General features: G+C 69.3%; 14 protein-coding genes. 13 read left to right on the top strand and 1 reads right to left on the bottom strand.

What is annotated here, in order from left to right:
• Nucleotides 1-167 precede the first annotated feature (167 nt).
• The gene (locus BM339_RS30520) at nucleotides 168-1,070 is read right to left on the bottom strand and encodes an LLM class F420-dependent oxidoreductase (protein ID WP_075023082.1); all 903 of its coding nucleotides are present in this window, start codon (nucleotides 1,068-1,070) and stop codon (nucleotides 168-170) included.
• A 336-nt stretch (nucleotides 1,071-1,406) separates the two neighbouring features.
• Here BM339_RS30520 and BM339_RS30525 point away from each other — a divergent pair, with 336 nt between their 5' ends.
• The 13 genes from BM339_RS30525 to BM339_RS50180 form a co-directional block, all read left to right on the top strand.
• Entirely contained in the window at nucleotides 1,407-2,216 is an 810-nt protein-coding gene (locus BM339_RS30525) for a TetR/AcrR family transcriptional regulator (RefSeq protein ID WP_075023083.1), read from the top strand.
• A gap of 312 nt (nucleotides 2,217-2,528) precedes the next feature.
• Nucleotides 2,529-3,716 carry a thiolase C-terminal domain-containing protein gene (locus BM339_RS30530; RefSeq protein WP_075023084.1) on the top strand — a complete coding sequence of 396 codons (1,188 nt, stop codon included), beginning with the start codon at nucleotides 2,529-2,531 and terminating at the stop codon, nucleotides 3,714-3,716.
• Nucleotides 3,717-3,721: 5 nt separating this feature from the next.
• On the top strand, nucleotides 3,722-4,159 hold the full coding sequence (locus BM339_RS30535; protein ID WP_021591949.1) for a Zn-ribbon domain-containing OB-fold protein: 438 nt from the start codon (nucleotides 3,722-3,724) through the stop codon (nucleotides 4,157-4,159).
• Nucleotides 4,160-4,234: 75 nt separating this feature from the next.
• The gene (locus BM339_RS30540) at nucleotides 4,235-5,728 is read left to right on the top strand and encodes a class I adenylate-forming enzyme family protein (protein ID WP_075023085.1); all 1,494 of its coding nucleotides are present in this window, start codon (nucleotides 4,235-4,237) and stop codon (nucleotides 5,726-5,728) included.
• Between the two features lie 22 nt (nucleotides 5,729-5,750).
• Entirely contained in the window at nucleotides 5,751-6,692 is a 942-nt protein-coding gene (locus BM339_RS30545; RefSeq protein ID WP_075023086.1) for an NAD(P)H-dependent flavin oxidoreductase, read from the top strand.
• A 33-nt stretch (nucleotides 6,693-6,725) separates the two neighbouring features.
• A complete protein-coding gene (locus BM339_RS30550; protein WP_075023087.1) occupies nucleotides 6,726-7,481 on the top strand; it encodes an enoyl-CoA hydratase-related protein in 756 nt (251 codons plus the stop codon).
• A gap of 49 nt (nucleotides 7,482-7,530) precedes the next feature.
• A complete protein-coding gene (locus BM339_RS30555) occupies nucleotides 7,531-8,367 on the top strand; it encodes a hypothetical protein (RefSeq protein ID WP_075023088.1) in 837 nt (278 codons plus the stop codon).
• A 250-nt stretch (nucleotides 8,368-8,617) separates the two neighbouring features.
• Nucleotides 8,618-9,739 carry an LLM class flavin-dependent oxidoreductase gene (locus BM339_RS30560; RefSeq protein WP_075023089.1) on the top strand — a complete coding sequence of 374 codons (1,122 nt, stop codon included), beginning with the start codon at nucleotides 8,618-8,620 and terminating at the stop codon, nucleotides 9,737-9,739.
• A 39-nt stretch (nucleotides 9,740-9,778) separates the two neighbouring features.
• Nucleotides 9,779-10,636, top strand: a complete 858-nt coding sequence (locus tag BM339_RS30565; protein WP_021591943.1) for a TIGR03619 family F420-dependent LLM class oxidoreductase — start codon at nucleotides 9,779-9,781, stop codon at nucleotides 10,634-10,636.
• Nucleotides 10,633-11,391 (top strand): SDR family NAD(P)-dependent oxidoreductase, encoded by a 759-nt coding sequence (locus BM339_RS30570; RefSeq protein WP_075023090.1) that lies wholly within the window; start codon nucleotides 10,633-10,635, stop codon nucleotides 11,389-11,391. The genes BM339_RS30565 and BM339_RS30570 overlap by 4 nt, the downstream gene beginning before the upstream one ends.
• A gap of 39 nt (nucleotides 11,392-11,430) precedes the next feature.
• The gene (locus tag BM339_RS30575) at nucleotides 11,431-12,060 is read left to right on the top strand and encodes a cysteine hydrolase family protein (RefSeq protein ID WP_075023091.1); all 630 of its coding nucleotides are present in this window, start codon (nucleotides 11,431-11,433) and stop codon (nucleotides 12,058-12,060) included.
• Nucleotides 12,061-12,121: 61 nt separating this feature from the next.
• Nucleotides 12,122-13,072, top strand: coding sequence for an LLM class F420-dependent oxidoreductase (locus BM339_RS30580; protein ID WP_218163803.1), 951 nt, complete (start codon nucleotides 12,122-12,124; stop codon nucleotides 13,070-13,072).
• A 121-nt stretch (nucleotides 13,073-13,193) separates the two neighbouring features.
• The coding region (locus BM339_RS50180) for a hypothetical protein (protein WP_420883413.1) at nucleotides 13,194-13,417 on the top strand (224 nt) is incomplete at its 3' end.

Genomic DNA, 13,417 nt, shown 5'->3' on the forward strand with positions numbered 1-13,417 from the left:
GGCCGTCACCCTATCTGTCTGTTCTCGTGTCCGCTGTCCGGTGGTCGACCGAGAATAGCATTCTCGCCGCCGCGATCTGGGCGGTCAGCGCAGCGCGGTATCCGGCGGTCGGAGCCGTCGTCCGGCGAGCCGGCCCGAGGGCGCGGAGGTCCCGCCATCCTCCTCCGTCACGACAGGTAGGTGGAGCCGAAGGCCTCGATGAACTCGAGCGTTGCGGAGCGCTCCGCGGTGGGGCAGCTGACGGTCACCCAGGTCACGCCGGCCTTCTCGATCTCGGCGAGAGATTCGCGATGGCGGTCGGCGTCGGCGTCCGGACTCTTCAGTCCTGGTGCGTGATAGGGGTGGAGGACGTCGATCTCCTCGGTACGGCCGGCCGCCACCGCCGCTTCACGGAGATCACGGATGGCCCTCGCGAGTTCGGGCACTCCCTCGAGAACGGCTGTCCGGGTGGTGGCGGCCAGCTGGGCGCTGCCACCCATGGGCATCCACCCCTGCGCGTGCAGCGCGACGCGACGGCGGCTCAGTTTCGAGTTGCCGCCCACCCAGATCGGGATCGGGTTCTGGACCGGCCGCGGCCGTGCGATCACCTCCCGGGCGTTGAAGTGCCGCCCTTGATAGCTGAACGGCTCGCCGGCCCAGTGCAGGGGAAGCGCTTCCAGCGCCTCGTCGAACAGCGCGTTGCGCTCGTCCATGTCGACCCCGAGCGCGTAGAACTCGCTCTTCTGGTAACCGGTGCCGAGGCCGAGGATCATCCGGCCGCCCGAGAGCTTGTCCAGCGTTGCGGCGGACTTGGCGAGCAGGAACGGGTTCCGGTACGGCGCCACCGCGAGGTAGGTCAGCAGCCGAATCCGCTCGGTGGCGGCGGCGGCGAAGCTCAGCGCGACGAACGGGTCGAGGCTCTGGTGCCCGCCCGTGTTGAGCCACCGGTTCCCCGGGATGGGGTGCTCGGTCGTGGAGAATCCGTCGAACCCGAACCGTTCCGCGGCCGCGGCCACCTCCGGAATGGGGCCGGCGTCCAGCATGTCCGCGTCGACGCCGCGTGTCTCGGGGTACTGGAATACGAACCGCATCGTCGTCGCCGCTCCTGTCGCCGTGCCCCGGCCTGATCGTCCCGGGCGAACCGAATCGTTGACAATACTACGGTAACCATAACTGTAAGCCTGTTGACGTGACCTCGATGGTCAGTGGACGGGTGCGTCCGGAGAACCGCGCTGTGCGACGTTTCGGTATGCCTTACTGTATAGTGGTATGCAAGGTTGCGTTCCCGTGCAAGCTGTCCCGTTGGGTGCTCCGGTATCGGGCTCGGCAATGAGTACTGGATCGCGTGCGGTGCGGCCGGGCGCGGAGGTCAGACTGGTATGCTGCCCGGAGGTTTCGGGCGAGTGCACAGGTGACAGGGAGACGGTGTGCCGAAGGCTGACAGTGCTGGACCGCGGAAGCGGCGTCAGCGTGGCTCGATCAACGCCGAGGATATCCTCGCGGGCGCGTTCGAGATCGCGCGGAGCACTTCGGTCGACGAGCTGAGCATGCCCATCCTCGCCAAGCACCTCGATGTCGGTGTCACGAGCATCTACTGGTACTTCCGCAAGAAGGAAGAACTGCTCAACGCGATGACCGACATCGCGGTGGACAAGTACGCCCGGCTGACGCCCGAGGTCCGCGCGGACGACACGTGGCAGCACGTGCTGATCGAGCACTTCACGGCGCTGCGGGACATCCACCGGGAGGACGAGGTCCTCTCGGACCTGATGTTCATGCGCACGTCGACCTACAGCCGCGACGCCGCGAAGAAGACCATGCAGATCATCGAGTCCGTGGTGGCGAAGCTCGTCGCGGACGGGTTCACCCCGGCCGACGCGCTCAAGGTGCACAGCGCGATCGGGGTGTACACGCGGGGCTCGATCATCCACGACCGCGTGCTGCGACTGGCCAACGCGCCCACCGTCGACCCGGCGCGGCAGCGGAAAATGACCGACTGGTCTGACATGCCGGTACTCAACCAGCTGATCGACCAGCACGCGATCTCCGGGACGAGCGACGAGGATTTCGAGTTCGGCATCGCCGGGCTGATCGCGGGGTTCGAGGTGCTCCTCGCCGAGAGGAAGGGCGGCCGGGCCGCTTCGGCTCGCCGCCCCTCCGCCGCCCGGAGCGGGACGGCGGGGCGGGCCAAGGCGGCGACCACGCGCAAGTCCTCGGCGCGCCGGGCCGCGGGCTGACTCCCACCTTTTCGCGGGCCGTGTCGAGGACGGCGTAGGAGACCATCGCCGATCCGTGCTCCCGAGTCTCGCCGATCGAGCCGGGGTTCACGACGAGGGGTGCCGTGGTGTCGTTCCGCCATCGGCATGTGGGTGTGGCTCAGGAGCAGGAAGTCCTCGATGACCTGCCCGGCGTGAGCTTGATGGTGTCAACGGCCGCGGCCTGCGGCGGGCTATATAGTTAGATTAATACTTTACATCGCAGGATACGCCTGATACCACTGTCGGAGGCGGCCGCGCCGACGCTGGATGGTGACGGGAGTTCGTTGGGGTATGTTCCCGAAGGATGAGACGGCGGTGGTCGGCATCGGGTCGACGCCGTACTACAAGCGCGGGGCGTCCCTGCCCCAGACGAAGATCGAGATGGCGTGCAAGGCCATCCTCGCCGCGTGTGAGGATGCCGGGCTGTCGGTCGAGGACGTCGACGGGTTCGCCTACTACTCGGGCGGTTCCGATACCGCGTTGATCGCGCAGACGCTGGGGATCCCGGAGGTCAGGTTCACCGGGACGCTCACCGGTGGTGGCGGCGGCGCGGCGGGCAGCGTCGGGCTCGCGGCGGCGGCCATCACCTCGGGCCACGCGAATGTGGTCGTGTCGCTGATGACGTTGCAGCAGGTGACCGGGGCGCGGTTCGGCGCCGCGTTCGCGGGCAAGGGGGGCGGGACCTACTCCCGCCCGGTCAGCCCCGAGATGGACTTCGTCGCGCCCCATGGCCTGTTCGCGCCCGGGCAGATGTTCTCGCTGCTGGCCCGGCGGCACATGCACCGCTACGGCACGCGTCGCGAGGCGTTCGCCGAGGTCGCGATCAGCACCCGCGAGAACGCGATCAACCGGCCGACCGCGCGGTTCCGCGATCGGATCACGCTGGACGACTATATGAGCGCGCGGATGATCTCGGATCCGTTGTGCCTGTACGACTACACACAGGAGAACGACGGCGCGGTCGCGGTCATCACCACCGCGGCCGACCGCGCGCGGGACCTGCGCAAGCCGCCGGTCTATGTGGCCGGCGCCGCGAACGGTTCCGCGGGCCGATGGGGGCAGGCCATCACGTGGATGGGCATGCCGGATGAGTACTTCGCCTCGTCCGGGCACCGGACGGTGGCCAGGGACGTCTACGCGCGCGCGGGGGTCACCGCGGCCGACATCGACGTGGCGTTGCTCTACGACCACTTCACCCCGATGGTGGTGATGCAGCTAGAGGACTACGGGTTCTGTGGAATCGGAGAGGGCGGGCCGTTCGTGGAGAGCGGCGCGATCCGGTGGAAGACGGGGTCGATCCCGGTCAACACCCACGGCGGCAACCTCTCCGAGGCGTACATCATCGGCATGACGCACGTGAAGGAAGCGGTCGAACAACTGCGCGGTGAAGCGGTGAACCAAGTCGAGGACGCCGAGTTCGCCCTCGTCACCGGCGGCCCCGCGCCCACCCCGGTCAGCGCGCTCATCCTCAGAAAGTGACGACCATGCCCCGACCCGCGGACGCTCTGCCCGCCGACTTCGCCGACATCCACCCCGACGCGTGGACCGAGCCGTTCTGGCTCGCCACCCGTGAGCACCGGCTCACCATCCCCAAGTGCACCAACTGCGACACGTTCCGCTTCCCGCCCGGCCCGTTCTGCCACGTCTGCCGCCGTCAGGAGGTCGAGCAGGTCGAGATCTCCGGCGTCGGCACCGTGTACACGTACACGGTCGTGCGGCACGCCGTCGTACCGGCCCTGGCCGGCAGCGTGCCCTACGTGATCGCGGTGCTGGAGTTCGACGACGCGCCGGGTGTCCGCATGATCGCGAACATCGTCGAGTCCGATGTGGACGCCGTGCGCGTCGGCTCACGCGTCCAGCTCGCCTGGGACGACATCGACGACGAGGTCACCGTGCCCCGCTTCCGGCCCGCCGCCGGCTGAGCGGTACGACCCGATCAAGATACAGTACATATATATTACTGATTAATGTGGTAAAACGCTGCTCGGGAGATGCCGATGAACCTGGCGATGATCCTCGACATGGTCGCGGAAGGGATGGCGGACCGGGTCCTCCTCGGAGACCGGACCGAGGGCCTGACCGGAGCCGCGATACGGGAGAGGGCGATCGCGGGTGCCGGCCGCCTCGCGACGGAGGGCGTCGACCGCCTGGTCTTCCTCGGCGGCAACGGGCCCGCCTTCCCCGTGGCGATGTTCGCCGCGACGCTGGCCGGTGTCCCGTTCCTGCCGGTGAACTACCGGCTGAGCGCCGAAGCGCTCGGCGACATTCTCGCCCGGCAGGACGCCCCGCTGGTCGTCACGGACAGCCCGGAGCGGGCGCCGGGGCTGAACACGATCAGCACGAGCGAGTTCCTGGCACTGCCCGCCGCCGAGGCGCCGGCCACCGACGACCTCGACCCCGATGCCGTCGCGGTGCTGCTGATGACCAGCGGTACAACGGCCGCTCCCAAGAGTGCCGTGCTGCGACACCGGCACCTCGCCTCCTACATCTTCGGGACGGTCGAGTACGCGTCGGTGCCCGAGACCGACGCGACGCTCGTCTGCGTGCCGCCGTACCACGTCGCCGCGGTGGCGAACGCGCTGTCCAACCTCTACTCCGGGCGCCGGGTGGTCTACCTCGACGAATTCACGGCCGCCGGGTGGCTCGACACGGTGGAGGAGCAGCGGATCACGCACGCGATGGTCGTGCCGACCATGCTCGTGCGCATCGTCGCCGAGCTCCGCGACCGTGGGCGGGCCGCGCCCACGAGCCTTCGGTCGCTGTCCTACGGTGGTGCGAAGATCGCCGGTGAGGTGCTTTCGGAGGCCCTGACGTTCTTCCCCGCCACCGGGTTCGTCAACGCCTACGGCCTCACCGAGACCGCGTCCTCGATCGCGGTGCTCAGCCCCGAGGACCACCGCGAGGCCTGGGCCAGTGACGACCCCGCGGTGCGCTCCCGGCTCGGTTCGGTGGGCCGTGCGCTGCCGTCGGTGGAAATCGAGGTGCGCGACCTGGACGGCCGCCCCGCGGCGCCCGGTGAGGTCGGGGACATCGTCGTGCGCGGTCCGCAGGTCGCGGGGGAGTACCTGGAGGCGGGCAGCCTCGTCGACGCCGACGGCTGGTTCGCCACGCGCGATCGCGGCTACCTCGACGAGGCGGGCTTCCTCTTCGTGCGGGGCCGCGCCGACGACACGATCATCCGGGGCGGGGAGAACATCGCGCCCGCTGAGATCGAGGAGGTGCTCAGCCGCCACGAAGCGGTGCTCGAGTGCGCCGTCGCGGGAGTCCCGGACCTCGAGTGGGGGCAGCGCATCGCCGCGTTCGTGGTGCTGCGCGACGGCCACGAGACGAGTGCGGACGAGCTGCGCGAGTTCGCCCGGGCGCGGTTGCGCGGGTCGAAGACCCCCGGCGAGGTCGTGTTCCTGGGGGAGCTGCCCACCACCGCCACCGGGAAGATCCTGCGCCGCGACCTCATCTCGATGGTGAGCGAGAAGGACACCCAGCACGCCTGAGAGGGCGAGAACGGACCCACAGATGGCCGCGTTGCCCCTGTTGAACCATCTCCGGGTGCCTGTCTTCTGCGCTCCGATGTTCCTCGTCTCGGACCCCCATCTCGTCGTCGCCGCCTGCACCGCGGGCGTCGTAGGGACGTTCAACCATCTGAACGCGCGGACGGCCGGGGACTTCGAGAGGTGGATGGACGAGATCACCGCGCGGCTGGACGAAGCGCGCCGGGCCGATCCACGGCGCACGGTCGCGCCCTTCGCCGTCAACGTCGCGGTCCGCCGGGCGCCCCTGGAAGAACGCTACGACCACGACATGGAGGTCATCCGCGAGCACGAGGTGCCGCTCGTGATCTCCATGAACGGCAGTCCCCGCCGGATCGCGGAGACCGTGCACGGCTACGGCGGGGTGCTGATCCACGACGTCCCGTCCGTGGAACTGGCCCGCAAGGCGGTCGACGCCGGAGCCGACGGCCTCATCGCCCTTTGCGGGGGAGCGGGCGGGCACACCGGCACGGCCAGCCCTTTCGCTCTTGTGCCGCAGATCCGCCGGTTCTTCGACGGCCCCCTGGCGCTGGCCGGCGCCGTCAGCGACGGCCGGGGCATCAGGGCCGCGCAGGCCCTGGGGGCCGACTACGCCTACATGGGGACCCGGTTCATCGCCACCCAGGAGTGCGGTGTGCCGACGGCGTACAAGGAGCTACTCGTGTCACAGGGCACCGAGGACGTCATCGCCACCGATGCGATCACCGGTCTGCAGGCCAACTTCCTCCGCGGCTCGATCGTGGGCGCGGGCCTTGATCCCGCGGCGCTGCCGGTGCCGAAGGGGCTGTTCCAGCCGGCCATTCCCGAAGACGTCAAGGGGTGGCGTGACGTGTGGAGCGGCGGCCACGGCGTCGGGCTCATCGACGACATCCCTTCCGTGGCGGAGCTCGTCGACCGGCTGCGGCGCGAATACCTGGCCACATCCTGAGCGCCCACGGGCCATGACAGAAAGGACAGCGCGGTGGAGCCCGCACTCGTCACCGAACGGCGCGGCCGCGTCGTCATTCTGCGCATTCAGCGGGAGAAGAAGCGCAACGCGATTGACCGGGAGACCGCGCTGGCCATCGACGCCGCGCTGACCGCGCTCGAAGACGATCCCGGGCTCCGGGTCGGTGTCATCACCGGCACGGACAGCATCTTCTCCGCGGGCACCGACCTGAAGGACGGGCGCGACGCCCGCACGGAGCGGGGCGGCGAGTACGGGGTGATCCGCCGACGACGGAGCAAACCGCTCATCGCCGCCGTGGAGGGCGCCGCGCTCGGTGGCGGATTCGAGATCGTCCTCGCCTGCGACCTCGTCGTGGCGTCGAGCACGGCGCGGTTCGGGCTGCCGGAAGGCCTTCGCGGGGTCATGCCGACCTCGGGCGGTCTTTTCCGGGCGCCTCGGGCACTGCCGCGAATGATCGCGAACCAGCTGATGCTCACCGGCGAGAGCCTCTTGCCGCTGCGGGCTTTCGAGCTGGGACTGGTCAACGAACTGGTCGAGCCGGGCCAGGCGGTCGGCAGGGCGGTCGAACTGGCCGAGCGGATCTGCCGGTCCGCGCCGACCTCCGTGGCGCAGATCCTGACGCGACAGCAAGACCTGATCGCCGACGACGAGGCGCGGGGCTGGGAGGCCACCGCGGCCGCGGTGGAGGTCGTCCTTGCCTCCGACGACATGAAGGAAGGTGTGACCGCCTTCTTCGAGAAGCGACCGCCCGCCTGGCCTGGCAGCTGACCGGCGCGAAGAGTGAGGGGCATTGGCGCCCGCGGAGAGGAGTGACGACGTGGTCGAGGACATCCGTAGGGTTTCGCCCGAGGAGCATTGGGACCAGTTCGAGAAGGCGTGGACGGCGCTGCTGACGTATCGGTATCTGGGGAAGCGGAGCCCGGGTCTCGACGCGGGCGTCGAGCGGGAGACGATGCCGTTGCGTCCCGATATGCGTACCTCGTCGGGCGGGATCATGGCCGCGCCGTTGTGCATCGCCGCGCCGGAGCCCTATTGGCGGGATGACCAGGTCATTCCGGCTCCTGTGGTGATGAGCTACGAGATCCTCGACAGCGCCCGTGACGTCACGCAGGTCGACGTGATGCGTGAGGTGGTGCATCTCGGCCGCACGATGGGCTTCAGCAGGTCGAAGATCGTCGATGCCGCTGACCACGGGCGGGTCATCGCGGTGTCGTGTGGGACGGGTGTCAGTCTCGGTGACGTGCCCGACGGGTACGAGAAGGTGACCAACCCGCCGATCGACGTCTCGGATCGGGTGCTTCCTCCGTTGCCGGTCGCGTTCGGCGCTGAACGTGGCGAGGACGGGGTGTGGCGGCTTCCGGTGATGAAGCGGGAGCTGGCCTCGCCGCATGCCGCTCTTCATCTGGGGCCGATCAATGTGGTGCTCGAGGCGGCCGCGATGGAACGGGTGGCCGATCATGCGGGCACGGAGTCTGTGCAGGTGGAGAGCTGGACGGTGATGATGATCCGGCCCGGCGTGGTGGGCCCGTTCCGGGCGGAGGCCGAGATCGTCGACGGCGGTACAGAGCGCATGGCCACCCAGCTCACACTGCGCGACGAGGGCAAGGACGATCGGGTGATCAGCGTGGCCAGCGCTGTCTTCCGGCGCGTCTGACAACGAACGAGCTCGTCCTTGAGTGCTATTCATGCTCCCGTATAGGCCGCTGATCCGCTGGCCAGGCGGGCTCGGCTCACGAGTTCCTGCAGGGAGTTACCATGAGGCGTCTCCAAAATTGGGTGTCCTGAATCCTTGACACGCCGCAATCCCGACGTGAGACTCCACACGAGGAAAACGGCGTTTGCGCACAGGCGCGGCCGCACGGGCTCCCCCGCGCCGGATATGACCGGCAAATCCTGGAGGTGTCATGGTCGAGATCGCCACGGAGGTCCGCTGGCAGGACCACCGTCTGGAAATCCCGATGGAGCGGATCCGGCTGTCCGAGGAGCTGGGGTTCGATGCGGTGTTCACCGCGGGCGGCTACGGCTGCGAGGAGCTTGTCGAACTGGGCTACATCGCGGCACAGACGAGCCGCCTGAAGATCGGGACCCGGATCACGGAGGTCACCGGGCGTGCACCGGCGATGGCCGCCATGGCCTTTCAGACGCTCAACCACCTGACCGGCGGCGGCCGGGTCATCGCCGGACTCGGCACCGGTTCGGTGCCCACCGCGGAAGGGATGCAGGGCAGGCCATGGGGGCGGCCGGTGTCCCGGATGCGCGACTTCGTGACGATCATGCGGCAGCTCCTCGCCGGTGAGAAGGCCGACCACCAGGGTAAGGAATGGTCGGCTCCCTACCAGGGGCCCGGCGCGCGGGGCGCGGAGCCCTCCGCGATCGGGCTCGTACCCCTCGGCGAGATCCCGGTGATGGTCGGCGCCGCCGGCCCGCAGATGACGACCCTCGCCGCCGAGATCGGCGACGGCTGGATGCCGGCCTCCTGGGCGCCGGGGATCATGCCGCTGATGGAACCGTTGCTGCAGAAGGGGTTCGAGCGGGCGGGTGATGGGCGGAGCCTGAAGGATTTCGAGATCTGGGGCCACGTCGACATGAACGTGCACGACGATGTCCGCGAGGCGATGCGGCCGTTCAAGGAATACGTCGTGACCTGGTCGCAGATGCAGCACCAGTTCATGGCGGCCCGCGGCTACCCCGATCTCTCCGCCACCCTGGGCGCGATCATCGCCGAGGCGACCGAGGCCGGCGCGGCCGACGATCCCAGGGCTCGCCACCTGGAGGGCCGCCCGATGCTGGACGAGCCGTACTGGCAGCGTGCACTCGACGCCGTGCCCGACGAGTACATCGACGACGGCTGGCTGGTCGGGCCGGTGCGGCGCATCCGGAACCGGGTGGCGCCCTGGCTGGACTGCGGGCTCACCGGCGTCGTGTTCCGCTACGGCGACCAGCTGACCCATGACCGGCATGTGGAGAACCTCGACGCGTTCCGCGCCGTCGCCGCGGCCGCCGGCCGGGCGTCGTTCACAGGCTGAGCCGCTCGTGCCAGAGCCCACGTCACGGAGGAGCCGCTCGTGCAGTTCGGCCTGAACACCGTCCCTGTCCATCCTGGAGAGTTGAGCAAGGTCGCGATCCGCGCCGAAGAGCTCGGCTTCGAGTCGCTGTGGAGCGGCGAGCACGTCGTCACGCCGACCGTGCTGCAGCACAGCTATCCGGGCCGGACGAGCAAGCCGCCGTTCGCCTGGAACTCCCGGTTCCTGGATCCGCTGGCCACGCTGACCTTCCTCGCCGGGATCACCAGCCGGGTGCGGCTGGGTACCGGGGTGCTGGTCATGCCGCTGCACGACCCGGCCACCCTGGCCCGCGCGATCACCACCGTTGACGTGCTCTCCGGCGGCAGGTTGTCGCTGGGCATCGGCGTGGGCTGGATGCGCGAGGAGTTCGACGCGACCGGGCGGGAATTCGGCAACCGCGGCAGGCGGACCGATGAGATGATCATGCTCCTCGACAGGCTGTTCAGCGAGGAGACCCTGAGCTTCGCGGGCGAGTTCTACTCGATGCCCGAAGTCGGCTTCGAGCCCAAACCGGTCCAGAAGCCCCGGCCGCCGCTGCTGATCGGCGGTCGGGCCCCGGCGGCACTGCGCCGTGCCGCCCGCGATGGTGACGGCTGGTACGGCAGCCTCGAGTCCCCCGACGAGATCCGGCGGATCCTCGCCGCCGTGCACGCGATGCGAGCCGAGCACGGTCGTGCCGACCTGCCGTTCGAGGTCACCGCGATCATGGGGTGGGGCAAGGGCTACGACCATGAGCTCGTGGAGTCGTATGCCGCCGCCGGCGTCGACCGGCTCGTGGTGACGCCATGGACCCGCAGCAGGCAGGCGATGGAGGCGATCGAGCGGTTCGCCGCCGACGCGGGACTGGAGGCACGGTGAGCGAGAACGAAACAGGCGAAGAGTTCGCGGGGCGCACGGCGCTGGTCACCGGCGGCGGCAAGGGGATCGGGCGTGCCATCTCGCTCGAGCTCGGCCGGCGTGGGGCGGACGTCGCCATCAGCTACCGCAGCGACACCCCCGCCGCCGAGGAGACCGCGGCGCTCGTGCGGAAGATGGGCAGGCGGGCACTGCTGGTGCAGACGGACGTCGGCGACGAGTCCGCCAACGTCGCCACCGTCGAGCGGATCCGGGCCGAGCTCGGTCCGATCACCCTGCTGGTCAACAACGCGGCCTACACCAAGCGCCAGCGCCCGGCCGACATCACGCCGCGCAGCTGGCGGGCGATCTTCACGACCAACGTGGACGCGGTCTTCCAGCTGATGTGGCTGGTCCGCGAGGACATGGTCGCGGCGGGTGGGGGAGCGATCGTCAACATCTCCTCCCAGGCCGGGGCCCATGCCGAGCCCGAAATGATCGCCTACGGCGCGTCGAAGGCCGCCCTGAACTCGCTCACCGCGAGTGCCGCACTGGCCTTCGCCAGGGAGAAGATCAGGGTCAACGCCGTGTCCCCGGGGTTCATCCGCACCCCGCGCATGGACACCGTGGACGAGGCCACCGTGCAGCAGCTGCTCCGCGGCATTCCGATCGGCAGGATAGGCGAGCCCGAGGACATCGCCGCCACCGTCGGCTTCCTGCTGTCCGACGCCGCCTCGTTCGTCACCGGCCAGGTCTGGGCGGTCAGCGGCGGCAAGTGATCCCGACACATCAGGAACGTCTCAGAAGGGATGCACGAAATGGCGTCAACCAAGGTTCCGTTGCCAGAGCTGGTCGAGCCGCAGACCACAGCCGTGGTCTGCGTCGAATGCCAGAACGGGGTGATCGGCCCGGACTCGATACTGCCTGCGCTGGCCGGTGATGCGCAGGACCTGGTCGCGGGCCTCGGCAGGCTGCTGAAAGTGGCCCGCGAGGCGGGCGTGCTCGTCGTGCACGCGACGTTCGAGGGGACCCTGGGCGCCACCGATCACGGGACGGCGCCGCTGTCGCGGGTGACCCGGCCGCATTCCGCGGCCTGGGGGCCGGGACATCGGGCCACCCAGGTCCTGCCGGAGCTGTTCGACCCCGAAGATCTCGTGCTGGCACGGCACCACGGGTTCAACCCGGCGTGGGGGACCGAACTGCTGCCGGTGCTGCGCGGACGGCAGATCCGCACCCTGGTGCTGGCCGGGGTGTCGCTCAACGTGGCGCTGCCCCTGACCGCCGGCGAAGCGATGCACGGCGGATTCCGCGTGGTGGTGCCGCGCGACGCCGTCGCCGGCACACCCGCCGAGTACGGCGAACAAATGCTGCGGCACACCATCGCGATGCTCGCCAAGGTGGTGACGGTCGACGACCTGGCCTCCGCCTGGGCGAAGACCGCCGGGTGAGCCTGCTGGGGAAGCCCGTCGTCCGCGGCGCCGATGTGTTTTCTTCTGCGGAGTGGGAGGCGTGGACGTGAAGTTCGACGTTCAACATGCGGTGGCTGATCCGCGATGGACGCCCGCGGTTCTCTCGCCGGCGGCGATGACCAGGTTCGCGCGCGCAGCCGAGGAGTCCGGGTACGGGGCACTCGGGTTCACCGATCACCCGGCGCCGTCCGGCAAGTGGGTGCGCTCCGGTGGCGAGGGCAGTGTGGATCCGTTCTCGGCGCTCGGGTTCTGTGCCGCGGTCACGTCGAGGATCAGGCTGCTCACCTGGGTTCTCGTGCTGCCCTACCGTAATCCGATGCTCACCGCGCACCAGACCGCGAGCCTGGACGCGCTCAGCGGCGGGCGGCTGATCGTCGGCGTGGGTACCGGGTACCTGCGCGGCGAGTTCCGCGCGCTGGGCGTCGATTTCACCACCCGGCACGAAGCGTTCGACGAGGCGGTCGAGGTCGTGCGCGCCGCTTGGTCGGACGGGGATGTCACCTACCAGGGCAAGGGCTTCGAGGCCAAGGCGAACCGGGTGCAACCCAGCCCGGCGCAGGGGCCCGGGCCCCCGCTGTGGATCCACGGCAACAGCCGGTTCGGCCTGGAACGCGCCGCCCGGTACGCGGACGGGTGGATGGGCGTGCTCGCCACCGGCCGGCTTGCCGAGACGATGCGAACCGCACCGATCGACGGCATCGACGAGCTCGCGCGACGTATCGAAAAGCTACGCGAGCTGACCCAGAAGGAAGGCCGTCCCGCGGACGGCGTGGAGGTGTCGATCAGCGGGCGCTGGGGAATGCTGGATATCCGCCGTGGCTGGGACACGGCGCGTATCCAGGACGACGTGGCCGCGCTGGAGGCCCGTGGCGTGGACCGGGTGGTCATGGTCATATGCGGCGACGATCCCGGCGCCGCCGAGGACACCGTCCGCCGGTTCGGGGAGGAATTCGCCCTCCCCCCGGGCCAGGCGGGAGCAGGCAAAAGCTGATGCGTTCGACGCATAGGAACGCCGTCGAGATGCATTGGACAAAAGGCTGCGCTCCGGTTCTGATGGACCTATGGAGCGTGGTCTGGGCGCGTGCCGTCCGGTCCAGGGAGCAAGGAGGGCGATGGACCACCGCGAGGGTCGGCTGAGTTTGGTGTTGTTCTTCAATCCGGTCGGTCGTTTCACGCACAGCTGGCGGCGGGTGGGTAGTGGGGTCGAGGACCTGCTGGGTTTGGAGATGGCGGCGTACTCGGCGCGGCGGGCGGAGGAGGCGAAGTTCGATGCGATCTTCATTTCGGACAAGGCCTCGTTCGATGATGACCCGGTGAATCCTGACCTGTGTCCTTA

This window comes from Actinomadura madurae, from assembly GCF_900115095.1.
Classification (GTDB): domain Bacteria; phylum Actinomycetota; class Actinomycetes; order Streptosporangiales; family Streptosporangiaceae; genus Spirillospora; species Spirillospora madurae.

What these genes read in the sequence shown, in the direction of transcription:
- BM339_RS30560 (WP_075023089.1), top strand. Translation starts at nt 8,618, where the DNA reads ATGGTCGAGATCGCCACGGAGGTCCGCTGGCAGGACCACCGTCTGGAA.
- BM339_RS30535 (WP_021591949.1), top strand. Translation starts at nt 3,722, where the DNA reads ATGCCCCGACCCGCGGACGCTCTGCCCGCCGACTTCGCCGACATCCAC.
- BM339_RS30530 (WP_075023084.1), top strand. Translation starts at nt 2,529, where the DNA reads ATGTTCCCGAAGGATGAGACGGCGGTGGTCGGCATCGGGTCGACGCCG.
- BM339_RS30575 (WP_075023091.1), top strand. Translation starts at nt 11,431, where the DNA reads ATGGCGTCAACCAAGGTTCCGTTGCCAGAGCTGGTCGAGCCGCAGACC.
- BM339_RS30540 (WP_075023085.1), top strand. Translation starts at nt 4,235, where the DNA reads ATGAACCTGGCGATGATCCTCGACATGGTCGCGGAAGGGATGGCGGAC.
- BM339_RS30520 (WP_075023082.1), bottom strand. Translation starts at nt 1,070, where the DNA reads ATGCGGTTCGTATTCCAGTACCCCGAGACACGCGGCGTCGACGCGGAC.
- BM339_RS30545 (WP_075023086.1), top strand. Translation starts at nt 5,751, where the DNA reads ATGGCCGCGTTGCCCCTGTTGAACCATCTCCGGGTGCCTGTCTTCTGC.